This is a genomic window from Bradyrhizobium sp. FW305-F6, from assembly GCF_058782905.1.
Window position 1 is genome coordinate 774,597 of sequence record NZ_JBYSYD010000001.1, and the last position, 26,429, is coordinate 801,025.

The window sequence follows — 26,429 nt, forward strand, 5'->3', positions numbered from 1 at the left end:
TGAGGCCATCCTTCGAGACGCTCGCCGTTGGCGGGCCCTCAAGATGAGGACCGCATGCGCTTCGCTGGTTTCAACGGGCACCGGTGCCGCTTAGCCTCACTCTGAGGGACCGCGAAGCGGTCGTCTCGAAGGGCGAGGCGCGCGCTCAGGTCGTTCAAGACCCATATGCGATCACCCTGCCGCCGATCGGCGGCATCGTTGAAAGATCGACAGAGGAGCCCCTCTCGCGGCCCCATCGCATCCGGTGCGAACGCGCGATCCCGCGGCTCGCCGAGCGCTACGTCTGCCCCTCAGCTTCGCTCTCGAGCTTCACCCGCAGGGCCGCGACGATGCGATGCACGGTCTGCAGATCCTTGACCGCAAGCCCCTCCGAAAGGCCGTTGACCCACGGCGCCTGCAAGGCCATGGCAGCATCGAAAGCACGCCTCCCCTTGTCGGTGAGCACGACGAGCTGCGCTCGCCGGTGATGGGGATTGGTCTCGAAGTCGACGAGGCCCTGCTCGCTGAGGTCATTGACGATCCGCTGCACGTTTTGGCGGTTGGCGCCGAGATCGCGCGCGAGCCAGGCCACCGGCTGCGGACGCTCCGCCTGCACGATCGCGCCGAGTATCTGCCAGCGCGCGCTGGTGAGCCCAAGCCGGGCCACCAGGCGATCCCCCGCTGTCAGGAGCAGGCTGTTCAGCCGGAATAAGTCCAGCACGAGGTTGGTCAGAGCATCGCCGGCCGGCGTTCGCTGGGATTTCGGCATACGTCACCACGAACCGATATTGACATCATGATGTCAAATAATTATTGCATCTAGCACCATATTGACATGATGTTACCAAATTGAACGGAGATTGGCCATGGTGCAACTGCGCGCTCTGGACCCCGGCTTTCCCCTCGAAACTGAGTTCGGCCTCGGAACCAGCCCCGTGGTGCTGGTGAACGTGTTCACACTCGACAAGGCCGACGAGCCAAGCTTCCTTCAGGTCTGGCAAGACGATGCCGCCTTCATGAAACGGCAGCCGGGCTTCATTGCCACCCAGCCTCACCGCGCGATCGGCGACAGCCGGACCTATCTGAACTACCCCGTCTGGGAAACGACGGCCCATTTCCGGGCTGCATTCACGCACCCTGAGTTCAACTCGAAGATCTCAGCCTACCCGAGGTCCGCCGTCGCCTCGCCGCACCTGTTCGAGAAGGTCGCGGTAACAGGCATCTGCGTCGCGTAGCGCACCTCGAAAACGGCAGAACGCGATGATCAAGAGCATCCATCCCATAGCGGGCGCGGTCGCACTGACGACCATTGCAATCTTCTGGCTGTCCACGGCTCTCACGGAGCTGTTTGCGTCACATGCGAGCGTCGCCCTGGTCAAGACAGCGATACCCTGGGGCTTCCTGTTGCTGGTCCCGGCGCTGGCAGTCACAGGGGCTTCCGGGTTCTTCCTGGCGGAAGGGCGGCGTGCCGGCGTGATCGGTGCGAAGATCAGGCGCATGCCGTTCATCGCCGGCAACGGCATCCTGGTTCTCATTCCGGCCGCCTTGTTTCTCGCCTCCAAGGCGAAGGCCGCGGAGTTCGACACCACGTTCTACGCGGTGCAGATTCTCGAACTGTTGGCGGGCGCCATGAACATCGCTCTCCTTGGCCTCAACATGCGTGACGGCTTTCGGATGAAGGGGCGTTTCCGGGCTCGCCAACCCGAACGGTTCAATCCGATGCTCTGAGGATCGGCGGCGAACCCGCCTACGCCGACTTCTTCTTCCCCTTCGCCGCCCTCGGCACCGGCTGTGGATCCGGATTGCCCTCGATCGCGGAGAGGCGGCCAGCCGTGAACGTGTAGATGCCGGCGCGCGGACCGGTGGTCCAGGTCACCACGGCGACGCGGCGGCCGGCGGCATCGTTGGACAGGCTGACATTGGAGGGCGCGCCGATGCCGCGCACCACGTCGCACTCGGTGTGGCCGAGCGCGACCGTGCCGCCCATCGGTGCCGTCGTCGAGGCATTGGCATCGGCCGGTCCGGGCGGCGGCGCCATGCCGGGACAGGCGCCGTCGGCGCTGACGAGGTCCTCAGCCGCGACCGGCTTGTCGGGGGTCAGCGGCGGCGATTCGATCGAGATGTTCTTGATGAAGAGACGGCCGGGTCTCTGAAACCATTCGGCGTCCTTCGACAGCAGGTCGCTCGCGCCCGAACAGCCCGCGACCAGCGGTGCCACGGCAGCCAACGCAACGATGAGCGAGCCGGGAAGCTTTTGATGTCGCACGATAACTCATTCCCCGCGTGAAGGACCAGCCCTAAGCGTTTGTCCCAACATCCCTTTGCGGCACGAAGGTGACCGAAGCCAGTCTCGCCCGAAAAGTCCAAATTATCATTAATTGCGGCTAGTTGCGCTTCTGCCACCGGCCCCGGTCGTCGGCCTGCCAATAGGTGACATCAAATCCCCTCGCCTTGCAATCCGTCCAGGCCGTGCGGGCGAGCGCAAGCGCGTCGGGATCGTCGCCGTTGAACAGCAGCACCATGCGCTCATAAGCCTCGCCGTCCTCCGGCAGCGCAGCATTGTCGATCAGGAAGCGGACATTGGCGCCGTTGGGATTGCCACCCTCGAGCGCCAGCACGATCGGCTGGTCGGCGACGTCGCCCACCCGCCACGTCGCGTGCGGCAGAAACGAATCGTCGCGATAAGTCCACAGATGCGCGTCGAGCGCATCTGTGCGTTCCTCCGAGGTCGACTGCACCACGACGCGCCAGCCGCGCTCGAGCGATTTCTCGAGAAGCGGCGGCAACACGTTCTCCACCGTCATGTTTTGCAGATGGTAGAATAGCACTTCAGTCATCGGGTCATTTGCGTTCGTAGTGGTCGGCGACCAGGCGATCGAGCAGGCGGACGCCGTAGCCGCTGCCCCAGCTCTGGTTGATGTCGGTCTTCGGCGCCCCCATCGCGGTGCCGGCAATGTCGAGATGCGCCCAGGGTATATTATCGACGAAGCGCTGGAGGAACTGCGCGGCGGTGATCGAGCCGCCATGGCGGCCGCCGGTGTTCTTCATGTCGGCGAACTGGGAATCGATCAGCTTGTCGTATTCGGGGCCGAGCGGCATCCGCCAGACCTTCTCCCCGCTCTCGATGCCGGCCGCGAGCAGCCGGTCGGCCAATTCGTCATTGTTGGAAAACATGCCGGCATGCTCGGTGCCGAGTGCGACCATGATCGCCCCGGTCAGCGTCGCCAGATCCACCATGAATTTCGGCTTCACCTTCTTCGCCACGTACCAGAGCACGTCGGCCAGCACGAGGCGGCCTTCCGCATCGGTGTTGATGATCTCGATGGTCTGGCCCGACATCGAGGTGACGATGTCCCCCGGCCGCTGCGCATTGCCGTCGGGCATGTTCTCGACGAGGCCGATGGCGCCGACCACGTTGGCTTTGGCTTTGCGCGCCGCCAGCGCGTGCATCAGGCCGACGACGCAGGCCGCGCCCCCCATGTCGCCCTTCATGTCCTCCATGCTGCCGGCCGGCTTGATCGAAATGCCGCCGGTGTCGAAGCAGACGCCCTTGCCGACGAAGGCGACCGGAGCCTCGCCCTTCTTGCCGCCGTCCCAGCGCATGATCACGGTGCGGCTCGGCCGTGCGGAGCCCTGGCCGACGCCGAGCAGCGCGCCCATGCCGAGCTTTTGCATCGCCTTGACGTCGAGCACCTCGACCTTGACCCCGAGCTTGCGGAGCTGGCTGGCCCTGCGCGCAAATTCCTCGGGGAAAAGCACGTTCGGCGGCTCGTTCACGAGGTCGCGCGCAATGATCACGCCGTCGACGACATGGCCGGCCGAGGCGAACGCCTTCTTTGCAGCTCCGGCATCGCCGACCGCGAGCGACACATCGGCGCGCAAGCCGCCCTCCTCGCCGTCCTTCTTCCTGGTCTTGTAGCGGTCGAACTTGTAGCTGCGCAGCCGCAGGCCCGTGGCGATGGCGACCGCCTGCTCGCTCGTCATGGCGCCAGCGGGCAGCTCCGCCATGATGGTCATGGCGCTGGTGCCGGAGGGCAGCTTGCTGGCCGCCACCCCGCCGAACTTAAGGAGTTCGTTCGTCTTCAGGCCGGTCGCCTTGCCGGCGCCGACCACGATCAGCCGGGTCGCCTTCGAGCCCTCCGGCGCCAGGATGTCCAGCGCAGCCCCGCTCTTGCCCTTGAAGGCGGCCGCGGTCGCCGCGCGCTTCACGATCTCGACAGTACCGCCCAGGGCCTTGGCCGTCGCCGGGCCGAGCTTCAGGCTGTCGTCGCAAAATACGACCAAAATGCCACGGGCGGCTGATGACAACGGGACGAAGCCGACCTTGATGGCATCGGACATGGATAACTCCTCCAAATCATAGGCTTATCGCGATCAGGCGGTCTCGGCCATGGGCCGGAGCTGAACGGCGATTCACTGGACTTTTGCCACTATGGGCCACCCGCCGGGCAGATGCCAAGCGCTCCCGTGGCCGCCCGGCCACAACAGCGAAATATTAACCATATATTGAGGGTGCCACGGGGCAGCCATTTTGTTGACGGATCAAAGGGATGGTAGTGAGAGAATGAACTGGCGGAAGAGCCGTTGGCCGACCTTGGGGATCCCCTGACCGGGGATTGGTTGGGCAGCCGGAATTCCGGTCGGAATTGGGGCTTGGTGGGAATCGTGCGGTAGCGCATGGGGTCGATCGATAGGTATATTTTCCGCACGACGCTGGCGTCGTTTGCGCTGGTCCTGGTCAGCCTCACCGGCGTGATCTGGATTACGCAGGCGTTGCGCGGCATCGACCTGATGACGAGCCAGGGTCAGACCATCCTCACCTTCCTCGGCATCACAAGCCTCGTGATCCCGGCGCTGGTCCTGATCATCTCGCCGATCGCGCTGATGATCGCGATCTCGCACACGCTGAACAAGCTCGCGACCGATTCCGAGATCATCGTGATGAATGCCGCCGGCTTCTCGCCGTTCCGGCTGTTCTATCCGTTCTTCTACGCCACCTGCGTGGTGGCGCTGCTGGTCGCCTTCATCGCCGCCTATCTCGCCCCCGACGGCATGCGCCGGATCAAGCAGTGGGATGCCGAGATCACCGCCGACGTGCTCACAAACATCTTGCAGCCCGGTCGCTTCGCCCAGCTCGACAAGAACCTGACGATCCGGATCCGCGAACGCCAGCCCGGCGGCATTCTCGCCGGCATCTTCATCGACGACCGCCGCGACCCGAACGAGCGCGTCTCGATCGTGGCCGAGCATGGCGAGATCGTGAAGAACGAGACCGGCTCGTTCCTGGTGCTGGAGACCGGCAATCTGCAGCGCTTCGAAGCCGGCAAGCGCGATCCGGCGCTGGTGGCCTTCGGCCGCTACGGCTTCGACATGTCGAAATTCTCGGGCCAGGGCCGCGACGTCACTCTCGGCATCCGCGAGCGCTATCTGTGGGAGCTGTTCTCGCCCTCCGATGACGATCCCGTCTACAAGCAGATCCCCGGCCAGTTCCGCGCGGCGCTGCACGACAGCATCCTGGCGCCGATCTATCCCTTCGCCTTCGCGGTGCTGACCTTCGCGTTCCTCGGCGCACCGCGCACCACGCGCCAGAGCCGGAACTTCTCGATCGGCTCCTCGATCGTCGCGGTGTTCGGCCTGCGCATGGCCGGCTTCGCCTGTTCGGTGATGGCGGTGAAATCGCCCGCCGCCGTGCTGGTCCAGTACGCGCTGGTCACGGGCGCGATCGGCATCGGCCTCGCCATGATCGTCGGCGGCGTGGTGGTCGAACCGCCCGCCGGCCTGATGGAGGCGATCAACAGATCGAACGCACGGATCGCGCGGCTGTTCGGACGTCCGGCGGTCGCATGAGCATGCTCACCAACACACTCGGACGCTATTTCGCCGGCCGCTTCGTGGTCGCGGCGCTCGGCGTGTTCGGCGGCATTTTCCTGCTGCTGGTGCTGGTCGACTACATCGAGATGGTGCGCAAGACCTCGGGGCTCGCCTCCGCGTCCGCTCTCATGGTCGCCGAGACCTCGCTGTTCCGGGTGCCGCAGTTGCTGGAGAAGTTGACGCCTTTCTGCATGCTGATCGGCGCCATGACCTGCTATCTCGCCCTCTCCCGCCGGCTCGAGCTGGTGGTGGCGCGTGCCGCAGGCATCTCGGCCTGGCAGTTCATCGCGCCGGCGCTCGGCAGCGCGCTCTTGATCGGGGTGATCGCCACCGTCGCCTACAATCCGATGTCGGCCAATTTGCGCGAACTGTCCAAGCGCATGGAAGCCGAGCTGTTCGGATCGGCGCCCGGCGGCGGCATCCAGGACGCCTCCGGCTTCTGGCTCAATCAGGTGACCAGCGACGGCCAGACCATCATCAATGCCGCGCGCAGCGAGCAGCAGGGCATCCGACTGACCGGGCTCACGCTGTTCCGGTTCGATCCGGGCCAGCACTTCAAGGAGCGGGTCGAGGCGCGCGAGGCGACGCTGGAGTCCGGCCGCTGGGTGTTCAGGGGTGTCCGCCGCTTCTCGCTCGACGCGCCGCCAATCGACCAGCCCAGCCTGGAGATCCCGACCACGCTGACAGAGGCGCAGGTCCGCAACAGCTTTTCCACTCCCGAGACTGTGTCCTTTTGGCAACTACCGAGCTACATCCGCTCCTCCGAGAGCTCGGGCTTCGCGACAGCCGGATACCGACTCCAGTATCAGAAGCTTCTGGCGCAGCCGTTTTTGCTGGCGGCGATGGTGATGTTAGCGGCTTCCGTATCGCTGCGCTTCTTCCGGATGGGCGGCGTGCAGAAGATGGTTTTGAGTGGCGTGGGCGCAGGCTTTCTGCTCTACGTTCTGTCGAAAGTGACTGAAGACTTGAGCAAGGCTGAGTTGATGCATCCGATCGCTGCGGCGTGGTTGCCCGTCGTGGTGGGCGGCCTCACCGGCTTTTTGGCCTTGCTCTATCAGGAGGACGGATAGTGACTGCCGTCCGCCGAGGGCTCGTGTCTCGTTTGACGCGGCGCATGGTGGTGCGCGCGAACGGGTGCGGCTTGTCCGTCCGCAAGCTCCTGATCGCCGCCGTCGCGGCTGCCTCGCTCGGCGGCCTGATCGACGCTGCCGCCGTGGCGCCGGCCCAAGCCCAGGGCTTCACCTACAATCCGCTGCCGCCGCGTCCGAAGCCGCCCAGGGTCCCCAACGACAACCAGATGCTGGTCCAGGCGACCGAGGTGAATTACGACTACAACAATTCGCGCGTCTCGGCGGTCGGCAACGTCCAGCTGTTCTACAACGGCACAAGCGTCGAGGCCGACAGGGTCATCTACGACCAGAAGAGCAAGCGGCTCCATGCCGAGGGCAACATCCGCATGACGGATGCCGACGGCAAGATCACCTATGCCGAGATCCTGGATCTCTCCGACGACTACCGCGACGGTTTCGTCGATTCGCTGCGCGTGGACACGGCCGACCAGACCCGCATGGCCGCGAGCCGCGCCGACCGCTCCAGCGGCAATTACACGGTGTTCGAGAACGGCGTCTACACGGCCTGCGCACCGTGTAAGGACGATCCGAAGAAGCCCCCGCTGTGGCAGGTCAAGGGTGCGCGCATCATCCACGACCAGCAGGAGAAGATGCTGTATTTCGAGACGGCGCAGCTCGAATTCTTCGGCGTGCCGCTCGCCTACATGCCCTATTTCTCGACGCCCGACCCGACCGTGAAGCGCAAGTCCGGCTTCCTGATGCCCGGTTACATCTCCGGCACGGACAACACGGGCTATGGCGTCGAGGTTCCCTATTATTGGGCGATCGCGCCCGACATGGACGCAACCTTCACCCCGCGCTTCCTGTCGCGGCAAGGCGTGCTGCTGCAGGGCGAATTCCGCCAGCGTCTGATCGACGGCGCCTACCAGATCCGCGCCTACGGCATCAACCAGCTCGATCCCGGGGCGTTCTCCGGCCAGCCCGGCGACCGCGAGTTCCGCGGCGCCGTCGACACCAAGGGTCAGTTTGCGCTGAACGACAAATGGGTGTGGGGCTGGGACGGCGTCCTGATGTCCGACTACTATTTCTTCTCGGACTACCGGCTCTACCAGTACCGCGATCCGCTCAGCTCGTTCCTGCTGCTGCCGACGGAAGCGCTCTCGCAGCTCTATCTGACCGGCGTCGGCAACCGCAGCTTCTTCGATGCGCGCACGATGTACTGGCTGAGCTATTCGGGCAACCAGAGCCAGGTGCCGATCGTCTATCCGGTGATCGACTACTCCAACGTGCTCAACTATCCCGTCTTCGGCGGCGAGTTCAGCTACAAGACCAATTTCGTGAACCTGTCGCGCGATGAGGCGGTGTTCGATCCGATCACGACGCTCGCCAACACCAACAGCCTCTGCACCACGGCGTCGGCCGATCCGCTGGCCCGGATGCCGTCGCAGTGCCTGCTGCGCGGCTTCCCCGGCACCTACACCCGCCTCACCGCGGAAGCGCAATGGCGCAAATCCTTCACCGATCCGCTCGGCCAGATCTGGACGCCGTTCGCGAGCCTCCGCGCCGATGCGATCAACTCCTCGGTCTCCAACCAGCCCGGCGTGTCGAACTACCTGCCGGTCGGCGATACCCAGGCCTTCCGCCTGATGCCGACCGTGGGCCTAGAATACCGCTATCCCTTCATCAACATTCAGCCCTGGGGCTCGACCACGCTCGAGCCGATCGCGCAGATCATCATCCGGCCGAACGAGACCTATGCCGGCAAACTGCCGAACGAAGACGCCCAGAGCATGGTGTTCGACGCCTCGAACCTGTTCAGCGTCGACAAGTTCTCCGGCTACGACCGCGTCGAGGGCGGCGGCCGCGCCAATGTCGGCGTGCAGTCGACCACGCAGTTCGACAGGGGCGGCGCCGTCAAGGTGCTGTTCGGCCAGTCCTATCATCTCTTCGGCCTGAACTCCTTCGCGGTCCAGGACAGCATCAACACCGGCATCAATTCCGGCCTCGACAAGCCGCGGTCCGATTACGTCACGAGCGCCAGCTACTCGCCCAACAGCACCTACACGTTCAGCGTCCGCTCCCGCATGGACGAGCAGACCTGGAACGTGCAGCGCTTCGAGGCCGAAGGCCGCGCCAACTTCAATCGCTGGTCGGTCAGCGTGTTGTACGGCAATTACGCGGCGCAGCCGGAACTCGGCTATCTGACCCGCCGCGAGGGCATCCTGACCACGGGCTCGCTGAAGGTCGCGAACAACTGGGTGGTGTCAGGCTCGGCGCGCTGGGACCTCGAGGCCAACAAGATCAACCAATATGTGCTCGGGGCCGGCTATGTCGACGATTGCTTCGTGCTGGCGGCGAACTATGTAACTTCGTATAGCTATTCGGCGGGCACCGCGCCGCCCGTACTGAGCCACGCGGTCATGTTCCAGATCGGCCTCCGCACGCTGGCGACGACGTCGACGACCAGCGGTCCCACCGGGCTCCAGTAAAAGACTGGTTTGAAGTAACGGCCGCGCGTGCCCCCCGACACAGGCTCGACGCGGCTGACCTGCGAGCGAAAATCATGACGATGCCATTGCCCGCCTTCCGCCTCCTTGTCGCCCTCTGTGCCGCGGTGATGCTGACCGCCCTGCCCTCGCCCTCGCGCGCGCAGAACGTCGTCGTCATGGTCAATGGCGACCCGATCACCGATTTCGATATCGAGCAGCGCTCCAAGCTCGACCAGCTGACGACGCAGAAGACCCCGAGCCGGCAAGAGGTCATCAACGAGCTGATCGACGACAAGGTGAAGCTCAAGGAAGGCAAGAAATTCGGGGTCGATCCCGGCGTCTCCGACGTCAACCAGTCCTATGAGGGCATGGCGCAACGCATGCGCATCACCCCGGAGCAGCTGACCAAGTCGCTCGAATCCAAGGGCGTCCGCCCGGAGACGCTGAAGGGCCGCATGAAGGCCGAGATGGTCTGGACCAGCCTCGTCCGCGGCCGCTACAAGGAGCGCCTCCAGGTCGGCGAGCGCGACGTCGCCCAGGCCGTGCAGGCCCAGACCGGCGACAAGCTCCAGATCGAGGGCACCGAATACAAGATGCAGCCGATCGTGCTGATCGTGCCGCGCGGCTCCTCGGCGGCATTCCTCGAGACACGCAAGAAGGAAGCCGAGTCCTATCGCGCGCGCGTGGCAAGCTGCGAGGAAGCCAACTCGCTGTTCCGCTCGACGCCGAACGCCACCATCCGCGACACCGTCACCAAGACCACCGCGGAACTGCCCGAGGCGCTGCGCAAATTGCTCGACGACACGCCGATCGGCCGCCTGACCGCGCCCGAGGTCACCAAGAACGGGATCGAGATGGTGGTGTTGTGCTCGCGCAAGCCGACCATGATCGACACGCCGAAGAAGCGCGAGGTGCGCGAGAAGATGTATCAGGAGAAGTACGAGAAGACCCAGAAGGCCTATCTCGATGAGCTCCGCAAGGCGGCGATGATCGAATATCGCAACCGCTGATGGCCGAGCCTTCTTCAGAGCGCCTGGCAAAGCCTCTTGCCCTGACCCTGGGAGAGCCCGCCGGCATCGGGCCCGACATCACGATCGCAGCCTGGCTCAAGCGGGGCGAGCTGAACCTGCCCGCCTTCTACCTGCGCGGCGACGAGGCGCTGATCGCGCGCCGCGCCAAGGCGCTCGGCGCCGACGTCAGGATCGCCGCTGTGAGCCCCGGCGAGGCTGCTGCGGCCTTCGCTGATGCCCTGCCCGTGGTCGCGACCGGCGAGCGCGCGAGCGCCGACCCCGGCAAGCCCGACGCATCCAGCGCGCCGGCCGCGCTCGCCTCGATCCGGCAGGCGGTGACGGATGTCCGCGAAGGACGCGCTGGCGCCGTCGTCACCAACCCGATCGCCAAGAGCGTGCTCTACCGCGCCGGCTTCCGCCATCCCGGCCACACCGAGTTCCTCGCCGAGCTCGCCGCGGAGAACGGCCGCGTGCCGCAGCCGGTGATGATGCTGTGGTCGCCGCAGCTCGCCGTGGTGCCCGTGACAATCCACGTCTCGCTGCGCGATGCGCTGGCAGAGCTCAGCAGCGAGCTGATCGTCTCGACCGTCCGCATCGTCGCCACCGAGCTGACATCCCGCTTCGGCATCGCCAGGCCGCGCATCGCGGTCTCAGGCCTCAATCCGCATGCCGGCGAGGACGGCTCGCTCGGTCACGAGGAGCAGACCATCATCGCTCCGGCGCTGAAGGTGCTGCGCGGCGACGGCATCGAAGCCAGGGGGCCGCTGCCCGCCGACACCATGTTCCACGCCGCCGCGCGAAAGACCTACGACTGCGCCGTCTGCATGTATCACGACCAGGCGCTGATCCCGATCAAGACGGTCGCCTTCGACGATGCCGTCAACGTCACGCTCGGCCTGCCCTACATCCGCACCTCGCCCGATCACGGCACCGCCTTCGACATCGCCGGGACGGGCAAGGCCAATCCGGCGAGCCTGATCGCCGCGCTCAAGCTCGCGAGCCGCATGGCCGCGTCCCGAAGCTGATGAGCGCGATCGACGACCTCCCGCCGCTGCGCGAGGTCATCCGCCGCCACGCGCTGTCGGCCAGGAAATCGCTCGGCCAGAACTTTCTGCTCGACCTCAACCTCACCGCGCGCATCGCGCGGGCCGCGGCACCGCTGGACGAGGCCACCATCGTCGAGATCGGCCCCGGCCCGGGCGGGCTGACGCGGGCGCTGCTCGCGCTCGGCGCCCGCCGCGTCATCGCCATCGAGCACGACGAGCGCGCGATCCCGGCCTTGCAGGATATTTCCGCACGCTACCCCGGCAGGCTCGAGATCGTGCACGGCGATGCCATGAGCTTCGACCCGCGCCCGCTGCTCTCGGGCGAGCGCGCAAAGATCGTCGCCAACCTGCCCTACAACATTGCGACCCAGCTCCTGGTCAACTGGCTCACCATCGAGCCCTGGCCGCCCTGGTACGAGATGATGGTCTTGATGTTCCAGCGCGAGGTCGGCGAGCGCATCGTGGCGCGGGAGGACGAGGAGGCCTATGGCCGGCTCGGCGTGCTCGCCAATTGGCGCTGTGAGACCAAGATCCTGTTCGACATCGCGCCCTCTGCCTTCGTGCCGCCGCCAAAGGTCACCTCCTCGGTCGTGCGTCTCGTGCCGCGGGCGGAGCCGCTGCCGTGCGATCGCAAGCTGCTCGAGCAGGTCGCAGCCGCGGCCTTCGGCCAGCGCCGCAAGATGCTGCGGCAAAGCCTGAAGTCGCTCGGCGTCGATCCCGCGCGGCTTGCGAGCGCCGCGGGCGTCGACGCGACGCGACGCGCCGAAACCATCCCCATCGCCGGCTTTGTTGCCATGGCACGTGAATTGGCCGATATACGCAGCGAAACGTGACAATCAGAATTTCGGAGGAAGGAATATGGCGTTGATGCGTCGGCAGTCCCTGGTCAAGTTCGATGCGCCGCTTTGCGAGACCATCGTGGACACGCCCAAGCCGCAAGGCCGCGAGGTGCTGGTGCGCATCGAGCGTTGCGGCCTCTGCCATTCCGACTTGCACATCCAGGACGGCTATGCCGATCTCGGCGGCGGCAAGAAGCTCGACACCACGCGCGGCATGACGCTGCCCTTCACGCTCGGCCACGAGATCGCCGGCGTCGTCGAGGAAGCCGGCGCCGACGTTCCGGCCGGCCTCGTCGGCAGCAAGAAGGCGGTCTTCCCGTGGATCGGCTGCGGCCAGTGCCGCGACTGCGCCAATGGCGACGAGAATCTCTGCGTGAAGCAGCGCTTCCTCGGCGTCTCCATCGACGGCGGCTTCGCCACCCACGTGCTGGTGCCGGACGCGAAATATCTGCTCGACTACGACCCGCTGCCCGTCAACCAGGCCGCGACCCTGATGTGCTCGGGCGTGACTGCCTATGGCGCGCTCAAGCGCCTGGTCGACCGTCCGCGCCAGCGCAACCTGCTGCTGATCGGCCTCGGCGGCGTCGGCATGATGGGCCTGTCGTTCGCGCAGGCGATGTTCAAGCAGCCGATCACGGTGGCCGACCTCTCGGCGGCCGCGCGCGAGACCGCGCTCAAGAACGGTGCCGCCGTCGCCTACGATCCGGCCGAGCCCGACGTGATCAAGCGCATCCTGAAAGAGACCGAGGGCGGCTTCGACGAGATCGTCGATTTCGCCGGCAACGAGAAGTCGATGGCCTTTGCGGTCGCGGTCGCCGCGCGCGGCGGCAAGATCGTGGTGTCCGGCCTGATGGGCGGCCAGTTCACGCTGCCGATGGTGCAATGGGTCTACAAGCGCATGACCATCGAAGGCTTCATGGTCGGCACGCTCGACGAAGCCCACGAGCTGATGGCGCTCGCCCGCGCCGGCAAGATCAAGCCGACGCCGATGCGCGAGGAGCCGATGGGCGATGTCCAGAAATGGATCGACGAATTGCGCGCCGGCAAGGTCGTCGGCCGCATCGTGCTGAAGAACTGACCGACGCCAGCGGCAGGCCCGGCGCAAGCCGGGCCCGCCGCGCGGAACGCCTTCGGCTCCGCCGCGTTGGCAGCGCATGTCCATTCGTTGCACCGTCGAAAGCGCATTCTTCATCGCCTGGAGCTGCCTCGAGAAGAGCGGCGAGCTCGGTCCGCCGGACGCGACCGCGAACTTCCTGCTCGACTCCATCGAAGCGCAGCTGCGAACCGGCGAGCGCCGGCACCTGATGCTCGCCAACAGAGCCATCGACGCCTACCGCGTGCACGCCGCGCAGAGCCGCTCGCCAGCGGATTGCGAAGCGCGCTTCGGGTGACGGCCGGGGCGGCGCAACTCGCCGGAGCCTGCCGCGTCTCCCGTCGTTCTCCGGGGGAGAACGAAGTTCACGCCGTGGCTCATCGGCAACGCCCGGCCGCCATTCAGTTGCTTTTTCGAGCCTCCCCGACTGCTTGTGTTCACTTTCGGACGGTCGGTTCCGTCGCGGAAACGTAGGGTTCTGGGCGTCGCCGATTCCCCGGCCAGCACAGAGACGAAGACAACAAGCGTGACCGGACGGCCGAACAACGAGCTGCTGCAAAAGCTCAGCGTCCAGGACTTCGAGCTGCTGGCGCCGCATCTGCAGTTGGTCGACGTCAGCGCAAACCAGATTCTGCATCACGCCGGGGATATCATCTCGGCCCTCCATTTCCCCTGCGGCCCCACTCTGGTGGCTTACGCGGTTCCGGTCGACGACGATCGCGAGGTGGATAGCCTCCTGGTCGGCCGCGACGCCGCCGTCGGTGTGCCTGCGGGCCGGCCCCCGCTGCTGGCCTATTCGCGCATCGTCGTGAAGCTCGGCGGCAGCATCGCCCGGCTGCCGCTGCGCGCGCTCGAGCAGGCTGTGCAAAGGTCGGTGACCCTACAGGAAGCCTTTTCGCGCCATGTGGAATACCAGCTCGCGCAGCTGCTCCAGGCGGCAGCCTGCAACGCAGCGCATTCGATCGAGCAGCGCGCCGCCAAGTGGATCATCTCGGCGCGGGAACGGATCGGCGGCAGCGAGATTCCCCTGACCCACGAGCAGCTCGCCGGCATGCTCGGCGTCTCCCGCAGCTATGCCAGCCGTGTCATCCAGATGTTCAAGGCGATGCGCATCCTCGCGACCCGGCGCGGCGCCATCCTGATCCTCGATGCGCAGGCGCTGGAAGCGAGAGCCTGCTCCTGCAACGCCTGGATGAAGAAGCATTTTGAGGACGTGCCGGGCGGCGCCGCAACCGTCGACGGCTAGGACTTTACGCATGCACGGGCGGCTGGCGCCTCTGGTGCAGATAGGCCGGGCTGAAATCGCCGAGGCGCTGCAGTTCGCGCCATTTTTGCACGATCAGTTCGCCATCGCGAAGATCCATCGCTCCGCTCCGTCTGAGCTCGGCGAGCGTCCGGTTCACGGTCGCAATCGCCATGCCCAGCGTCTCGCCGAGCTGACCGAGGCTGATCGGCATGCGGCAGCGATTGCCGCGCACCAGCTGCGCCGCGCGGGCACGGTAGAACAGCTCACAGAACAGGTGGGCCATGCGCGCCTGCATCGGCCGGGCGCTGTTGTTGGTGATGGCTTCGCGAAAGATCGAGGCGTCGAGCAACGTCTCGCGCCAGACGGCGAGGCCGAAGGTCGGCCGTCGCCGAAAGGCGTTGAACAGTTCGCGATGCGCGATGAAAGCGACGGTGGCGGGTCCCAGCGCACTTAGCCCATGGTCCATCTCGTCGATGAAGAGCCCCTGTGCGTCAGGCAGGTCGCCGGTGAGATGGAACGACAGATATTGCCGTCGCCCGCTGCCGAGCAGATGGTAACGGGCGACCATGCCGGACACGACGAGCGCGGAATGCTCGGGCTTATCGCCTTGACGGATGAAGTCCTCGTTCGGTTTGAAATCACGTTGCATGAAGGTGAGCGCCCGGATTTCGGTGATGTCCTCCTCCGCGAGCACCGTGTGCTCGCCGAGGTTCCGGATCAATACGTCGTGGGCCTTATCCATACCGCTGCCAAAAATCGCACCGGTTCTATCAAATGATACGTCCGGCTTGCATTCAGCGGACTAGAACGCACAACGGAAGCACAGGTTGCTAACCGATTTGCGACACTGCGGTCGCATCCATCCCGTTCCCCCGAAAGCGGACCTAGCGCCCTTCTCATGAGTCCCACCACGATGCTGGAGCGCATCTGCCATCTGTTCACAGCTGATCGAGGCAAGCACCTTGATCGCATCAGCGACGCCTTGCCGAACGGCACGCCGCGAGAGCCGGCGCATCCGATGTCGGACCAGGAGCTCGCCCGCGCCATCCGGGAGTTCCACACCGGGCCGGTGTCCGACCGGACCCTCGCCGAGTTGTCGCGGCACTGCGCCGAAGTGCCGCGAGACGCCTGAATCGCGCTGCTACGCTCATGCCACATCCGAAGTTTCTCGCGCATCTTCAGGCGATCGAAAACCTGTCCGAGGCCGAACGCGGGCAGGTCGCGGCCCTGCCCTCCACCCTGCGCCAGGTCGCGGACGGCGAGATCGTGCTGCGCCAGGGCGAGGCCGCCTCGCGCTGCGTCTTCGTCGTCAGCGGCTTCCTCTATCAGGCGCGCATCGTCGGCGACCGTAGCCAGATCCTCGCCTTCCATGTCCCGGGCGACATGCCGTGCCTGCACACACTGCTGGTCTCGCCCATGGATGCGGATCTCGTCGGCCTCGGGCCGACCATCGTCGGCACCGTCGCGCACAGCCAGCTCAAGCAGCTGCTCGACGGCTCGATCCATTTGACCCGCGCGTTCTGGCGCGAGTCGCTGATCGACGCGGCGATCTCGCGGCAATGGATCGCCCGCCTCGGCGCGCAGGCGGCGCTGCCGAAAGTGGCCCATCTCATCTGCGAGCTTGCCGCGAGGCTGGAGGTCGTCGGCCTTGTCAAGGATGGCTGCTTCCAGATGCCGATGACGCAGCGCCACGTTGCGGACGCCTGCGGACTATCCATTGTCCACGCCAATCGCACCATCCAGGAGCTCAGGCATCGCGGATTGATCGCCTGGGAGGGCAGCGAGATCGAGCTGCTGAAGCCCGACGAGCTGCACAGGCTCGCGGATTTCAGGCCGGACTATCTGAGCTGACCGCTGACAGGAGCTGCAACGCCTTCGCCTAGGCGCCCGCCCGCTCCTTCCGCCACGCCTCGCGCAGCGGGCCGCCGCGCCCATGGACCGGGTCCGTGTCCGGTTTGCGGACCTTGGCGATGCGCTTGGCGGCGTCGGGACGCTCGCGCGTGTCGGTGCACTCGTCATAGGTCCCGCCTTGCGGATACGCGCCGACCACGAGAAAATCCCGGCTGGACTCGATGAGCCGATGCCCGGTGCCCGCGGGAAGGACCAGGACATCACCGGCCCTTAAGCTCAGAACCCGCCCCTTGACGCCGCCACACTCGATCCGGGTCGAACCGCGTGCCACGCCCATCACTTCGTGGATTTGCGAATGATAATGCACGAAGTCGTACACGGTATCGCGCCACGAGCGGGCCCAGCCATTGCTGTCGAACAGCGCGTCGATGACGACCTCTGGCGGAAAGCGCCGGCCCTTCAACTGGACCGCGCCGCGATAGAGCAGCGCCGGGAATTTCGGATTGTTCAGCACGATGCCGTCGTCGCGAAATCGGAAGGCTGCCGGTTTTCGCGTTCGCACCAATGCCCGCAGCGTCGCCGCATCGGGACGGTCCTCGATAAGCTTCTTGGCGAAATTCTTGATCTGATCCTTGACCGGCATGGCCCCTCCTCAGCCGCGAGATAACGACAGCAGAGGCGATAGGTTTCCAGATGCTCGAGATGCCTGCCGAAGCGAGTGGACAGCGACTTCTGAAAAATCACTCAACTTGATCTTCCTCAACGACCGGGAGCGCTCCCGGGGTTTTCATTGCTTGGACCGCCGGCGCTCGTCGCGGCAGGGGAAAATGCAAGAGAGGCTCCGCTGACATCGGTGGAGGCGAGAGCGGCCAAACGCGTGCGATCCGATCCGGATCAAAACCCCAAGGCGCTTTCGCAGCGGGCAGTAGTCCTGAGGGAGAGCTTCGATGAGTGTCTTTCCGAATTGGCTCAGTCATGCATATCAAACTTGGAGACTTCTGCTCGGAGCGTCGCTTTTTTGCCTCCTCGGAGTCGAAGGCGCCTCAGCGAGCATCATTCAACTGGATATCTCGGGGCGCGCCGAAAGCGTCCGCTTTGTTTGCGATCCGCTTGGCGTGTGTGGGCCCGGCCAGAACACTTCGTCTCAGTTCGCGCTCCACCTTTCCTTCGACAGCGGGCCTGCAGACCAGTTCATCACCTTTTTTTCGGGACAATACGAATTTCTTGGCTTTACCTCAGGCACTTTCTTCGTTGATCAAGTCGGCACATTTCCAATAGCGACCGGCAACACCCTGGTGACGTGGCGGGAAGGCATGCCGGGCCAGAACGCGATCACGGTGAGCACACCGAGCCTCTCCCAAAAAATCTTCATCACTCAGCCGGGCGCAACTGGACATTACCAGTTTGTGGGCTGCGCCCCCGGCGACGATCCGTTCAGCGTTTGCCGGGGCAGCCTATCCCCGGATGCTGCGACCTTGACCGGTGCTCCGGGCATCGTATCGGCTGTGCCCGGCCCGACAGTGGGGGGCGGTCTGCTGGGCATCCTGCTCGCTTGTGGAGGTCTTCTCCTGAGGTTGCGGAGGTCGCAGGTCCTGACCGGCTGGTCGACGGCTTTCGCAGCCGTCTGATCACCGTAGCCATTTGATGACTTGCGCGGCGGCACGGGCTGCGATCCGTGAAGGCGACGCCATGCTGCCGCGCCCACAGACGCCGCGTCGCAACGCTTTTCCCGCCCGCACACAGCTGCTAGACTGCCGCCATTATTTTGGGGCATTTCATGCGCGCGAGGGTTTTCAATCGCGTCGTGCGGCTGGCGGGCCTGATCGCAGCCACGCTCGCGGCCATGACGGTTCATGCATCGGCCGAGAAGCGCGTCGCGCTCGTGGTCGGCAACTCCGCCTACAAGAACATCACCCCGCTCGACAATCCGTCCAAGGACGCGAGCCTGATGGCGCAGACGCTTACCGCACTCGGCTTCACGCTGGTCGGGGGACGTGCGCAGCTCGATCTCGACAAGGGCGCGATGGACGTCGCGGTGCAGAATTTCGGGCGGCAGGTCCAGGGTGCCGACGTCGCGCTGTTCTACTATGCCGGCCATGGCGTGCAGGTCTCGGGCTCCAACTACCTCGTGCCTGTCGGCGCCAACCCGACTCGCGAGGCCGATGTCGATTTCCAGATGACCGACGTCAATCTCGTGCTGCGCCAGATGCAGGGCTCCGGCACGCGCCTCAACCTCGTCATCCTCGATGCCTGCCGCAACAACCCGTTCGGCTCACGTGGGCTGCGCGCCGCCGATGGCGGTCTCGCCCAGATGCGCGCGCCGGAGGGCACGCTGATCTCCTACGCGACCCAGCCCGGCAATGTCGCGCAGGACGGCACCGACGGCCACAGCCCCTATACCAAGGCGCTTGCGACGACGATCCGCACCGCCGGGCTCGACGTATTCCAGACCTTCAACCAGGTCGGCCTCGCCGTGAAGCGCGCCACCGCGGGCGCGCAGCAGCCCTGGGTGTCGTCCTCGCCGATCGACGGCACGTTCTATTTCGTTCCGCCGACGCAGGCCGCTCCGCCACAGGTCTCGGCGATGCAGCCCGATCCGCTGCCTGCGGAGCGCCTGCGCGCCGATCCCGACCGCGTCCCCTTGCGCGATGCCGCGCTGCTCAGCGAACTGAGCGAGCGGCTCTATGAGCTCAATTTCGATCCCGACACGCCCGACGGCCTGACGCGCTCCATCACGAAGCTCCAGCAGCGGATCGCGATGACGCCAACCGGTGAAGCGACCGAAGGCCTGCTGCTGCGGATGCGCAAGATGGACGATCTGAAGCCCTGGGGCTCGATCGTCTACGGGCCCGACAGCAGCAAATGGGGCATGTCGTGGAACCACGCCTCGCGGCGCGCATCCGTGGCGGACGCGCGCGGCAATTGCGGCGGCGCCAAATGTCCGATCGAGCTCTCTTTCTACGGTCGAAGCTGCGGCGCCTTCGCCATCTCCGACAAGTCGTGGTCGCTGGTCCAGCGCGACAGCGTACAGCGCGCCAAGGACGCTGCGCTTGACGAATGCGGCAAGGCTGGCAAAGCTTGCCGGATTATCGGATCCGTCTGCGCCGACGGCTCCGGGCGTTGATGTCCTTTTTCATTTGGATCGTTGCTCATGTCCCGTGCCGTCACCCGTGCGACCGCCTTCGTCTGCCTCCTGACCCTTTCCGTGGCCGCCTCAAACGCCTTCGCACAGTCCGGCAGCGCCGGCGGCTCGATCGGCAATGACGAGAAGTCACTGTCGGGCTCGCGGTCGGACCGTTCGGCCGAACCGGCTGCTCCTGCGCGCCGGAGCAAGCCGGCCGAGGAGCGCTCGTCGCCGCGGCGAACCGGCGGCGGTGGAAGCGGCGGTGGCGGTGGCTTCGACGGCGCCTGGATCGTCACCAGCGTTGGCTGTGGCGGCTCGACCAGCGGCGCAGTCGTGGTCACCTCGGGGCGAGTCATCGGCGAAGGCGTGAGCGGAACCGTCAGCCCCAGCGGCGCGGTCAGCACGCGCGGAGAAGGCCAGGGCGTGAGCTTCACCGGCGCGGGCCGACTCTCGGGCCGAAGCGGCTCCGGGACATGGCGTCGCTCCGACGGCTGCGGCGGAACCTGGAGCTCGGTGAAACAATAGCCGGTCACCGCGCAATATCTAGAACGCGCGACGCAGGCCCGATTCAAGCCACATCCTCTCCGGATTTGCGGCTCATTGCCACCCAAGTCTTTGACGAGAAGGGGCTGGTTAGAGTTGCGTCATGCGTAACCGGGAGACCAGGATGGGCAACCGCGCCGCAAAATTCGTTTCGACCCTCGTCGCCGGCGTCATTGCGGGCGCGCCACTGCCCGCGGTGTCGCAGACCGCGCCGGCCCCCACGAATGCACCGGCCGCAACGAGCGCGGCCAATGCGGCTGCCGACTGCCTCGCTTCGCCGAAGGGCGTCGCCCCGCAGGGACAGCATTGGTACTATCGTCTCGATCGCGCGACGAAGCGGCAATGCTGGTATCTGCGCGCTGCGGGCGACAAGAACAGTCCAAAGGCCACGCAAACCGCGCAGGTCGAGAATGACATGCCGGCGGCAGAGACGTCGCCGCCGCAACAGCAAAACCCGGTGCAGGACGCGCGCGCCGAATATCTGGGGCCGCGGGGCGGTGCCGCCGCCAAGGCACCCAGCGCCGTCGCACAAGCCGCAGCCGCGCCAACGTCGCAACCCGCCGCGGACCAGGCAGCCGAGAGCCTCACACAGCAGCCCGCTTCGCCTCAGTCCTCTTCGCCCTGGCCGGAAGTCCCCCCGGCGTCCGCTCAGCCGGCGCCTGCCGCGGTGACCGCAGCCGCGCAGCCGGCCAAGCCGTCAAAATCCCCCTCGCCCGTGGCGCTCGCTGCGGCAGAGAACATCCCGACCGACAAGCCCGGCGGCTCGCTCCAGATGCTGCTGCTCGTGATCGGCGGCGCGCTGACGCTCGCCGGCATCCTCGCCAGCCTGATCTATCGCTTCGCCGGCGCGCGCGTCCGCGTGCAGGCGGCCGACCGTCAGGGCTATTGGGATGATTGGGAGACCCATCAAGAGGATGCAAGCCGCGCGCCCTGGCGCGACATGGAGCCGTCCGACAGGCCGCCGCCGCGCCCGATCGACTTCGATGCGGCGCGTCCGCAGCCGGCAAAGCAGCTGACGAAACTCGCCGCGATCAGCCGCGAGATCCATCTGATCGACGCGCGCAAATCGCGTGCGGCCGCAGAGCCGGAGAAGACCACGCTCGACGAGGACGCGGTCAGGATGTTTGAAGGCGCATTCGAGATCGTGGCTGCGGCCGCCGAGCTCGCCGGCCACGAGAACGCCAAGGATCAAGCTACCAAGGATCAAGCTACCAAGGATCGAGCCATCAAGCGACGAGCTGATGCCGGAGATCGCCCAGATGCGCCGGCCGATGCGGTCGACGTCGACGTCATCACGACGATGCTGGAACAGCTGGCGATGGAAGGCCCGCGCCTGACGCGGCCTAAGCCTGAAGCTGAGCCTGCAAACTCCGAACGAAGCCGACGAGGCCGATCCGCCGCTCGCGCTTGAGCCGTTCGGCCTTGAGGATCGACTGCACCTCGGCGAAGGCTTCGTCGACCTCGTGGTTGATCACGATGTAGTCGTACTCGGCCCAGTGGCTCATCTCGTCGCTGGCACGGCTCATGCGCTTGCGGATCACCTCGTCGGAATCCTGCGCACGCGAATGCAGGCGCTTCTCGAGGTCGGCCGCCGAAGGCGGCAGGATGAAGACGCTGACGACGTCGGCGCGCGCCTTCTGCTTCAATTGCTGGGTTCCCTGCCAGTCGATGTCGAACAGCACATCCTGGCCGGCCGACAACGCCGCATCGACGGGACCGCGCGGCGTGCCGTAGCTGTTGTCGAACACCGTCGCCCATTCCAGCAGTTCCTCGGCCTTGACCATGGCATCGAACGTGGCCTTGTCGACGAACGTGTAGTCCTTGCCGTTGACCTCGCCCGGCCGCATCGCGCGCGTGGTCGCAGACACCGACATTTTCAAGCCCGGCATGCTGTCGATCAGCATGCGCGACAGCGTCGTCTTGCCCGCACCTGATGGCGAGGACAGCACGAACATCAACCCTCGCCGCTCGACACCGTCAGTTCCGTGACCGCTCGTCGCCATCGATCACTCCAGATTCTGGACCTGCTCGCGGAACTGCTCGACCACGTTCTTCATGGCGAGGCCCGTGTTGGTGAGCTCGATGTCGTTCGACTTCGAGCAGCAGGTGTTGACCTCGCGGTGAAACTCCTGCGCCAGGAAGTCGAGCTTGCGGCCGATCGGGCCGCCCTTGCCGATCAGCTCGCGCGCCTGCGCGATGTGCGAGGCGATGCGGTCGAGCTCCTCGCGGATATCGGCCCTGGTCGCGATCAGGATCGCCTCCTGCATCAGCCGGTCGGAATCGAAGCGGTCGGACGTGTCGAGCAGGGTCGCGATCTGCTCGGCGAGCCTGGCCTTGATCGCCTCCGGCTTGCGCCCCGGCGCAGCTTCGGCCTTCTTCGCAAGCTGCTCGATCTCGTCGACGCGCTGGGTCAGGATCTGCCCGAGCGAGGCGCCCTCGCGCTTGCGCATCTCGACGAGATCGGCGAGCGCCCGGTCGAAGGCCTCCGCGGCGGCGGCCCGCGCGGCCTTGTCCTCCTCCTCGTCCCCCTCGGGTTCGGCGACCTCGACGACGCCCTTGATGGCGAGCAGGCCGTCAACGCTCGGCGCGACCGCGTCGATCTTTCCGGAGATCACTGCAGCAGCCTTCAGGACTGCGTTGAGCACGTCCTCGTTGACGCGGACCGTGGCGGCGGCATTGCTGCGCTTGACGTTGAGATTGGCGTAGACGGTTCCGCGCGCGAGCAGCTCGCCGGCGCGCTTTTTGGCGTGCGCCTCGAGTTCGTCGAACCCCTGCGGCAGCCGCACGCGCAGGTCAAAGCCTTTGGCGTTGACCGACTTCAATTCCCATTCGAACGTATACGGCCCGCTCGCGCCGTGGCTTCTCGCAAAGCCGGTCATGGACGACAGCGCCATCAGTTCAGATTCTCCAGGAACAGGGGATTCGCGAGGCCATCAAGCCACGCGAATCTTAAGACTATTTTGCCGGAAAGTGGAATCCGCAATGCCCGCGGGCAGGTCTGCGAACGCGCCTAGCGCGGGACCACCGGGGGCGAGGACTGCACCGCGCCCTGCCGGGCGGGCGCGGGATTGGACGGATTGGCGGGCCGCGACGGTTGCCTCTTCTGCTGATTAGGCCGTGTCGGCGTCGTCGCCGTCGGGGTCTCGGCAGCGCCGGGAGCGGCGGCGGCCGGCGGCGGCGCGTCCTCGGCCGGCGGCTCGACCGTGTCGTTCTGGATCTGCTTCTCCATCGCCCGCAGCTTGGCGACGTTTCTCTGATGCGCGTCGTAGGTCTCGGTGAAGGCGTGCCCGCCGGTACCGTCGGCGACGAAATAGAGGTCGCGGGTGCGAGCCGGGTTGGCGGCGGCCTCGAGCGAAGCACGGCCGGGATTCGAGATCGGGCCCGGCGGCAGCCCGTCGATGACATAGGTGTTGTAGGGCGAAGGCTGCGTGATCTCGCTGCGCTTGATCGGCCGGCCCAGCGTGCCCTTGCCGCCGACGAGGCCGTAGATGATGGTCGGATCGGACTGCAGCTTGATCCTCTGCTTCAGGCGGTTGACGAACACTGCGGCGACGCGGCTGCGCTCATCGGGCTTGCCGGTTTCCTTCTCGACGATGGACGCCAGCGTCACCAGTTGCTCCGGCGACTTGACCGGAATATCCGGATTGCGGCGCTCCCAGATCTCCGTCAGCACGCGCTTGTGCGCCTGCTGCATGCGCTGGACCACCTGCTCGCGCGGGGTGCCGCGCGGGAACTTGTAAGTCTCCGGCAACAGCGTGCCTTCGCGCGGCAGCTCGCGCACGCTGCCGGTGAAGATGTCGTTGTCGGACAGCCGCGCCACGATCTGCTCGGAGGTCAGGCCTTCCGGTATCGTGACGGCGTGCTGCACCACCTTGCCCTCGACGATGGTGGCGATGACGTCGCGCAAGGACGCGTTCTTCTGGAAGGAATATTCACCCGGCTTGAGGTCCGAGCTCGCCTTCAGCGCGGCGACGCTGGCGATGAACACCCAGGGATTGACGTCGGTCACGCCTTCCCGGTTCAGCGTCTCGGCGATGTCGCGCTTGCCCGCGCGCTGCGGGATGTTGACGATCTTGTCTTCCCTCAGCGGTCCGGGCGCCTCGAGCACCTGCCGGCCGTAATAATAGACGCCGCCGGCGCCGATCATGCTGATCAGCAGCAGGGTGATGATGGCGTTGCCGACGATGACGAGCGGATTGCGCGCGCGGTCCGACCGCTTGGGCGGCGGCGGCAGTTGCTCCGGCTCGAGCGCTGCCCGCGGACTCCGGGGTGAAATGGGCGGCCTTTCACTCATCGAGACAACCTGAATCCTGCCGGTTCAATCGCGGCCCGACAATCGCTTGCCTGCCAAAATGCACGCCCACGCCCATGACTATCGCCGAATACGGCAAAACGGTGGATTCGTCTCGAACGCAAACTAATCGGCCAGGCGCCGGACGATCACCGACGCATTGGTACCGCCAAAACCGAAAGAGTTCGACAATGCGACGTTCACCTCGCGCTGCTTTGCCTTGTGCGGCACGAGATCGATCGCAGTCTCGATCGACGGATTGTCGAGATTGATGGTCGGCGGCACGACGTTATCGCGAATCGCCAAAATCGCGAAGATCGCTTCGATCGCACCGGCAGCCCCCAGGAGATGGCCGGTCGACGACTTGGTCGAGGACATCGCGACCTTGGAGGCGGCGTTGCCGAGCAGGCGCTCGACCGCGCCAAGCTCGATCTCGTCGCCGAGCGGCGTGGAGGTGCCGTGCGCGTTGATGTAGTCGAGATCGGATGGCGTCAGGCCGGCACGCTTGAGCGCCGCCGACATGCTGCGGAAGCCGCCGTCGCCGTCCGGCGACGGCGAGGTGATGTGGTAGGCGTCGCCCGAGAGGCCGTAGCCGATCACCTCGGCATAGATCCTGGCGCCGCGGCGCCTGGCGTGCTCTAGCTCTTCCAACACCAGGACGCCGGCGCCCTCGCCCATCACGAAGCCATCGCGGTCCTTGTCGTAGGGACGCGAGGCCTTCTCGGGCGTGTCGTTGAAGCCGGTCGAGAGCGCGCGCGCAGCGTTGAAGCCGGCAATGCCGATGCGGCTGATCGGCGACTCGGCGCCGCCCGCGACCATCACGTCGGCGTCGCCGAGCGCGATCAGGCGGGCGGCATCGCCGACCGCGTGCGCGCCGGTCGAGCACGCCGTGACCACCGAATGGTTCGGCCCCTTCAGTCCGTGCGCGATCGAGACGTAGCCGGAGGCGAGATTGATCAGGCGGCCGGGAATGAAGAAGGGCGACACCCGGCGCGGCCCGCGCTCCTTCAGGAGGATGGCCGTGTCGGCGATGCCGTTGAGGCCGCCGATGCCGGACCCGATCATGGTGCCGGTCGCGCATTTGTCCTCTTCGGTCGCGGGATGCCAATTGGCGTCGTCGAGCGCCTGGCCGGCCGCGGCCATGCCGAAGATGATGAAGTCGTCGACCTTGCGCTGGTCCTTCGGCTCCATCCATTTGTCGGGGTTGAATGTGTCGTTGCTGCCGTCGCCGCGCACGACGGTGCAGGCGTATTTCGTCTGGAGATCGGAGACGTCGAAGCTCTCGATTAGGCGAGCACCGCTTTCGCCGTTGAGGATGCGCTTCCAGGTCGGCTCGACGCCACAGCCGAGTGGCGAAACCATGCCGAGACCCGTGACGACGACCCGCCTCATATCCGAAAACTCCGCATCGCAAGATTCACGGCCAATAACAAGAAACCGGCTGACCGCTGCGAAACGGCCCGTCCGGTTTCAATGTTGTCCCCGCGAAATTGAAGAGCCTTAGCTCTTCGCGTTCTTCTCGAGAAACTTCGTGGCGTCGCCGACGGTGAGAATCGTTTCCGCGGCGTCGTCCGGAATCTCGCAACCGAATTCCTCTTCGAACGCCATCACCAGCTCGACGGTGTCCAGACTGTCGGCGCCGAGGTCGTCGATGAAGCTCGCGTTGTCAACCACCTTCTCGGGTTCAACACCAAGGTGTTCGACCACGATCTTCTTAACCCGCTCGCCAATGTCACTCATTGCTTAACCTCGTGTTGTTCCCTGTAGACCCGACCCCCCGGGACGATACGAGCCGTCGTGGTCGTTTAGTGCCTTCGCTTACGAACTGATTTGGCCCCATCCTAACCGATGCAGGGGCCCGGCGAACGACGGCCAAGGCTCCGCATCGCCAATATACAGGGTTTCAAAAACCTGCAATGGCGTTCTTTGCCCATCCGTTGAAGGTCCGGTTATCATACTTCAATTGCCTTGACTACA

The 26,429-nt window shown here is 65.6% G+C and carries 28 protein-coding genes; 17 read left to right on the forward strand and 11 right to left on the reverse strand.

Annotation, left to right across the window (positions count from 1 at the left end; genetic code table 11):
- Positions 1–277: 277 nt before the first annotated feature.
- Positions 278–748: a MarR family winged helix-turn-helix transcriptional regulator gene (locus tag AC3WLX_RS03805; protein WP_492334743.1), complete on the reverse strand. Its 471-nt coding sequence runs from the start codon at positions 746–748 to the stop codon at positions 278–280.
- Between the two features lie 97 nt (positions 749–845).
- Between AC3WLX_RS03805 and AC3WLX_RS03810 the strand changes: the two genes are divergently transcribed.
- Both AC3WLX_RS03810 and AC3WLX_RS03815 read left to right on the forward strand, forming a co-directional pair.
- Entirely contained in the window at positions 846–1,214 is a 369-nt protein-coding gene (locus AC3WLX_RS03810) for an antibiotic biosynthesis monooxygenase family protein (RefSeq protein WP_492334744.1), read from the forward strand.
- Between the two features lie 25 nt (positions 1,215–1,239).
- Complete coding sequence (locus AC3WLX_RS03815) at positions 1,240–1,707, forward strand: hypothetical protein (protein WP_492334745.1); 468 nt, start codon at positions 1,240–1,242, stop codon at positions 1,705–1,707.
- A gap of 19 nt (positions 1,708–1,726) precedes the next feature.
- Here AC3WLX_RS03815 and AC3WLX_RS03820 read toward each other — a convergent pair whose 3' ends face one another.
- From AC3WLX_RS03820 to AC3WLX_RS03830, 3 genes are all read right to left on the reverse strand, one after another.
- The gene (locus tag AC3WLX_RS03820; protein ID WP_492335909.1) at positions 1,727–2,206 is read right to left on the reverse strand and encodes a hypothetical protein; all 480 of its coding nucleotides are present in this window, start codon (positions 2,204–2,206) and stop codon (positions 1,727–1,729) included.
- A gap of 157 nt (positions 2,207–2,363) precedes the next feature.
- Positions 2,364–2,816: a DNA polymerase III subunit chi gene (locus AC3WLX_RS03825; RefSeq protein WP_492334746.1), complete on the reverse strand. Its 453-nt coding sequence runs from the start codon at positions 2,814–2,816 to the stop codon at positions 2,364–2,366.
- Positions 2,817–2,820: 4 nt separating this feature from the next.
- Entirely contained in the window at positions 2,821–4,320 is a 1,500-nt protein-coding gene (locus AC3WLX_RS03830) for a leucyl aminopeptidase (RefSeq protein WP_492334747.1), read from the reverse strand.
- 336 nt (positions 4,321–4,656) lie between these two features.
- On the opposite strand from AC3WLX_RS03830, the gene lptF reads away from it, so the two are divergent.
- The 9 genes from lptF to AC3WLX_RS03875 all read left to right on the forward strand — a co-directional run bounded on the left by lptF (position 4,657) and on the right by AC3WLX_RS03875 (position 14,643).
- The gene (gene lptF / locus AC3WLX_RS03835; protein ID WP_492334748.1) at positions 4,657–5,826 is read left to right on the forward strand and encodes an LPS export ABC transporter permease LptF; all 1,170 of its coding nucleotides are present in this window, start codon (positions 4,657–4,659) and stop codon (positions 5,824–5,826) included.
- Positions 5,823–6,920: an LPS export ABC transporter permease LptG gene (gene lptG / locus AC3WLX_RS03840; RefSeq protein WP_291627843.1), complete on the forward strand. Its 1,098-nt coding sequence runs from the start codon at positions 5,823–5,825 to the stop codon at positions 6,918–6,920. The genes lptF and lptG overlap by 4 nt, the downstream gene beginning before the upstream one ends.
- A 44-nt stretch (positions 6,921–6,964) precedes the next feature.
- Positions 6,965–9,409 (forward strand): LPS-assembly protein LptD, encoded by a 2,445-nt coding sequence (locus tag AC3WLX_RS03845; RefSeq protein ID WP_492335910.1) that lies wholly within the window; start codon positions 6,965–6,967, stop codon positions 9,407–9,409.
- Positions 9,410–9,483: 74 nt separating this feature from the next.
- Entirely contained in the window at positions 9,484–10,419 is a 936-nt protein-coding gene (locus AC3WLX_RS03850; RefSeq protein ID WP_291627841.1) for a peptidylprolyl isomerase, read from the forward strand.
- Positions 10,419–11,444, forward strand: a complete 1,026-nt coding sequence (gene pdxA, locus AC3WLX_RS03855; protein WP_492334749.1) for a 4-hydroxythreonine-4-phosphate dehydrogenase PdxA — start codon at positions 10,419–10,421, stop codon at positions 11,442–11,444. Before AC3WLX_RS03850 ends, pdxA begins: the two co-directional genes overlap by 1 nt.
- Positions 11,444–12,298: a 16S rRNA (adenine(1518)-N(6)/adenine(1519)-N(6))-dimethyltransferase RsmA gene (gene rsmA, locus AC3WLX_RS03860; RefSeq protein WP_492334750.1), complete on the forward strand. Its 855-nt coding sequence runs from the start codon at positions 11,444–11,446 to the stop codon at positions 12,296–12,298. The genes pdxA and rsmA overlap by 1 nt, the downstream gene beginning before the upstream one ends.
- A 25-nt stretch (positions 12,299–12,323) precedes the next feature.
- Positions 12,324–13,382 carry an alcohol dehydrogenase gene (locus tag AC3WLX_RS03865; RefSeq protein WP_492334751.1) on the forward strand — a complete coding sequence of 353 codons (1,059 nt, stop codon included), beginning with the start codon at positions 12,324–12,326 and terminating at the stop codon, positions 13,380–13,382.
- Between the two features lie 76 nt (positions 13,383–13,458).
- Positions 13,459–13,695, forward strand: a complete 237-nt coding sequence (locus tag AC3WLX_RS03870) for a hypothetical protein (protein ID WP_291631667.1) — start codon at positions 13,459–13,461, stop codon at positions 13,693–13,695.
- 228 nt (positions 13,696–13,923) lie between these two features.
- Positions 13,924–14,643: a Crp/Fnr family transcriptional regulator gene (locus AC3WLX_RS03875; RefSeq protein WP_492334752.1), complete on the forward strand. Its 720-nt coding sequence runs from the start codon at positions 13,924–13,926 to the stop codon at positions 14,641–14,643.
- Between the two features lie 4 nt (positions 14,644–14,647).
- Here the strand turns inward: AC3WLX_RS03875 and AC3WLX_RS03880 are convergent, their stop codons facing one another.
- On the reverse strand, positions 14,648–15,385 hold the full coding sequence (locus tag AC3WLX_RS03880; protein WP_492334753.1) for a Crp/Fnr family transcriptional regulator: 738 nt from the start codon (positions 15,383–15,385) through the stop codon (positions 14,648–14,650).
- Positions 15,386–15,541: 156 nt separating this feature from the next.
- Between AC3WLX_RS03880 and AC3WLX_RS03885 the strand changes: the two genes are divergently transcribed.
- Complete coding sequence (locus AC3WLX_RS03885; RefSeq protein ID WP_492334754.1) at positions 15,542–15,775, forward strand: hypothetical protein; 234 nt, start codon at positions 15,542–15,544, stop codon at positions 15,773–15,775.
- A 17-nt stretch (positions 15,776–15,792) separates the two neighbouring features.
- Positions 15,793–16,494 (forward strand): Crp/Fnr family transcriptional regulator, encoded by a 702-nt coding sequence (locus tag AC3WLX_RS03890; protein ID WP_492334755.1) that lies wholly within the window; start codon positions 15,793–15,795, stop codon positions 16,492–16,494.
- Between the two features lie 28 nt (positions 16,495–16,522).
- Here the strand turns inward: AC3WLX_RS03890 and AC3WLX_RS03895 are convergent, their stop codons facing one another.
- Complete coding sequence (locus tag AC3WLX_RS03895) at positions 16,523–17,137, reverse strand: cupin (RefSeq protein ID WP_492334756.1); 615 nt, start codon at positions 17,135–17,137, stop codon at positions 16,523–16,525.
- A gap of 304 nt (positions 17,138–17,441) precedes the next feature.
- Here AC3WLX_RS03895 and AC3WLX_RS03900 point away from each other — a divergent pair, with 304 nt between their 5' ends.
- From AC3WLX_RS03900 to AC3WLX_RS03915, 4 genes are all read left to right on the forward strand, one after another.
- The gene (locus AC3WLX_RS03900; protein ID WP_492334757.1) at positions 17,442–18,122 is read left to right on the forward strand and encodes a hypothetical protein; all 681 of its coding nucleotides are present in this window, start codon (positions 17,442–17,444) and stop codon (positions 18,120–18,122) included.
- 149 nt (positions 18,123–18,271) lie between these two features.
- Complete coding sequence (locus tag AC3WLX_RS03905) at positions 18,272–19,618, forward strand: caspase family protein (RefSeq protein WP_492334758.1); 1,347 nt, start codon at positions 18,272–18,274, stop codon at positions 19,616–19,618.
- A gap of 27 nt (positions 19,619–19,645) precedes the next feature.
- Positions 19,646–20,143, forward strand: a complete 498-nt coding sequence (locus tag AC3WLX_RS03910) for a hypothetical protein (RefSeq protein ID WP_492334759.1) — start codon at positions 19,646–19,648, stop codon at positions 20,141–20,143.
- 121 nt (positions 20,144–20,264) lie between these two features.
- Positions 20,265–21,572 carry a hypothetical protein gene (locus tag AC3WLX_RS03915; protein ID WP_492334760.1) on the forward strand — a complete coding sequence of 436 codons (1,308 nt, stop codon included), beginning with the start codon at positions 20,265–20,267 and terminating at the stop codon, positions 21,570–21,572.
- On the opposite strand, the gene gmk is transcribed toward AC3WLX_RS03915, so the two are convergent.
- From gmk to AC3WLX_RS03940, 5 genes are all read right to left on the reverse strand, one after another.
- Complete coding sequence (gene gmk / locus AC3WLX_RS03920; RefSeq protein ID WP_492334761.1) at positions 21,505–22,164, reverse strand: guanylate kinase; 660 nt, start codon at positions 22,162–22,164, stop codon at positions 21,505–21,507. The genes AC3WLX_RS03915 and gmk overlap by 68 nt on opposite strands.
- Before the next feature lie 3 nt (positions 22,165–22,167).
- Complete coding sequence (locus tag AC3WLX_RS03925) at positions 22,168–23,055, reverse strand: YicC/YloC family endoribonuclease (RefSeq protein WP_492334762.1); 888 nt, start codon at positions 23,053–23,055, stop codon at positions 22,168–22,170.
- 116 nt (positions 23,056–23,171) lie between these two features.
- On the reverse strand, positions 23,172–24,455 hold the full coding sequence (mltG, locus tag AC3WLX_RS03930; RefSeq protein WP_492334763.1) for an endolytic transglycosylase MltG: 1,284 nt from the start codon (positions 24,453–24,455) through the stop codon (positions 23,172–23,174).
- A 123-nt stretch (positions 24,456–24,578) separates the two neighbouring features.
- The gene (fabF, locus tag AC3WLX_RS03935; RefSeq protein WP_492334764.1) at positions 24,579–25,844 is read right to left on the reverse strand and encodes a beta-ketoacyl-ACP synthase II; all 1,266 of its coding nucleotides are present in this window, start codon (positions 25,842–25,844) and stop codon (positions 24,579–24,581) included.
- 108 nt (positions 25,845–25,952) lie between these two features.
- A complete protein-coding gene (locus tag AC3WLX_RS03940) occupies positions 25,953–26,192 on the reverse strand; it encodes an acyl carrier protein (protein WP_008551805.1) in 240 nt (79 codons plus the stop codon).
- Positions 26,193–26,429: the final 237 nt, after the last annotated feature.

What these genes read in the sequence shown, in the direction of transcription:
- AC3WLX_RS03805 (WP_492334743.1), bottom strand. Translation starts at nt 748, where the DNA reads ATGCCGAAATCCCAGCGAACGCCGGCCGGCGATGCTCTGACCAACCTC.
- AC3WLX_RS03810 (WP_492334744.1), top strand. Translation starts at nt 846, where the DNA reads ATGGTGCAACTGCGCGCTCTGGACCCCGGCTTTCCCCTCGAAACTGAG.
- AC3WLX_RS03815 (WP_492334745.1), top strand. Translation starts at nt 1,240, where the DNA reads ATGATCAAGAGCATCCATCCCATAGCGGGCGCGGTCGCACTGACGACC.
- AC3WLX_RS03825 (WP_492334746.1), bottom strand. Translation starts at nt 2,816, where the DNA reads ATGACTGAAGTGCTATTCTACCATCTGCAAAACATGACGGTGGAGAAC.
- AC3WLX_RS03830 (WP_492334747.1), bottom strand. Translation starts at nt 4,320, where the DNA reads ATGTCCGATGCCATCAAGGTCGGCTTCGTCCCGTTGTCATCAGCCGCC.
- lptF (WP_492334748.1), top strand. Translation starts at nt 4,657, where the DNA reads ATGGGGTCGATCGATAGGTATATTTTCCGCACGACGCTGGCGTCGTTT.
- lptG (WP_291627843.1), top strand. Translation starts at nt 5,823, where the DNA reads ATGAGCATGCTCACCAACACACTCGGACGCTATTTCGCCGGCCGCTTC.
- AC3WLX_RS03845 (WP_492335910.1), top strand. Translation starts at nt 6,965, where the DNA reads ATGGTGGTGCGCGCGAACGGGTGCGGCTTGTCCGTCCGCAAGCTCCTG.
- AC3WLX_RS03850 (WP_291627841.1), top strand. Translation starts at nt 9,484, where the DNA reads ATGACGATGCCATTGCCCGCCTTCCGCCTCCTTGTCGCCCTCTGTGCC.
- pdxA (WP_492334749.1), top strand. Translation starts at nt 10,419, where the DNA reads ATGGCCGAGCCTTCTTCAGAGCGCCTGGCAAAGCCTCTTGCCCTGACC.
- rsmA (WP_492334750.1), top strand. Translation starts at nt 11,444, where the DNA reads ATGAGCGCGATCGACGACCTCCCGCCGCTGCGCGAGGTCATCCGCCGC.
- AC3WLX_RS03865 (WP_492334751.1), top strand. Translation starts at nt 12,324, where the DNA reads ATGGCGTTGATGCGTCGGCAGTCCCTGGTCAAGTTCGATGCGCCGCTT.
- AC3WLX_RS03870 (WP_291631667.1), top strand. Translation starts at nt 13,459, where the DNA reads ATGTCCATTCGTTGCACCGTCGAAAGCGCATTCTTCATCGCCTGGAGC.
- AC3WLX_RS03880 (WP_492334753.1), bottom strand. Translation starts at nt 15,385, where the DNA reads ATGGATAAGGCCCACGACGTATTGATCCGGAACCTCGGCGAGCACACG.
- AC3WLX_RS03885 (WP_492334754.1), top strand. Translation starts at nt 15,542, where the DNA reads ATGAGTCCCACCACGATGCTGGAGCGCATCTGCCATCTGTTCACAGCT.
- AC3WLX_RS03890 (WP_492334755.1), top strand. Translation starts at nt 15,793, where the DNA reads ATGCCACATCCGAAGTTTCTCGCGCATCTTCAGGCGATCGAAAACCTG.
- AC3WLX_RS03895 (WP_492334756.1), bottom strand. Translation starts at nt 17,137, where the DNA reads ATGCCGGTCAAGGATCAGATCAAGAATTTCGCCAAGAAGCTTATCGAG.
- AC3WLX_RS03900 (WP_492334757.1), top strand. Translation starts at nt 17,442, where the DNA reads ATGAGTGTCTTTCCGAATTGGCTCAGTCATGCATATCAAACTTGGAGA.
- AC3WLX_RS03905 (WP_492334758.1), top strand. Translation starts at nt 18,272, where the DNA reads ATGCGCGCGAGGGTTTTCAATCGCGTCGTGCGGCTGGCGGGCCTGATC.
- AC3WLX_RS03910 (WP_492334759.1), top strand. Translation starts at nt 19,646, where the DNA reads ATGTCCCGTGCCGTCACCCGTGCGACCGCCTTCGTCTGCCTCCTGACC.
- AC3WLX_RS03915 (WP_492334760.1), top strand. Translation starts at nt 20,265, where the DNA reads ATGCGTAACCGGGAGACCAGGATGGGCAACCGCGCCGCAAAATTCGTT.
- gmk (WP_492334761.1), bottom strand. Translation starts at nt 22,164, where the DNA reads ATGGCGACGAGCGGTCACGGAACTGACGGTGTCGAGCGGCGAGGGTTG.
- AC3WLX_RS03925 (WP_492334762.1), bottom strand. Translation starts at nt 23,055, where the DNA reads ATGGCGCTGTCGTCCATGACCGGCTTTGCGAGAAGCCACGGCGCGAGC.
- mltG (WP_492334763.1), bottom strand. Translation starts at nt 24,455, where the DNA reads ATGAGTGAAAGGCCGCCCATTTCACCCCGGAGTCCGCGGGCAGCGCTC.
- fabF (WP_492334764.1), bottom strand. Translation starts at nt 25,844, where the DNA reads ATGAGGCGGGTCGTCGTCACGGGTCTCGGCATGGTTTCGCCACTCGGC.
- AC3WLX_RS03940 (WP_008551805.1), bottom strand. Translation starts at nt 26,192, where the DNA reads ATGAGTGACATTGGCGAGCGGGTTAAGAAGATCGTGGTCGAACACCTT.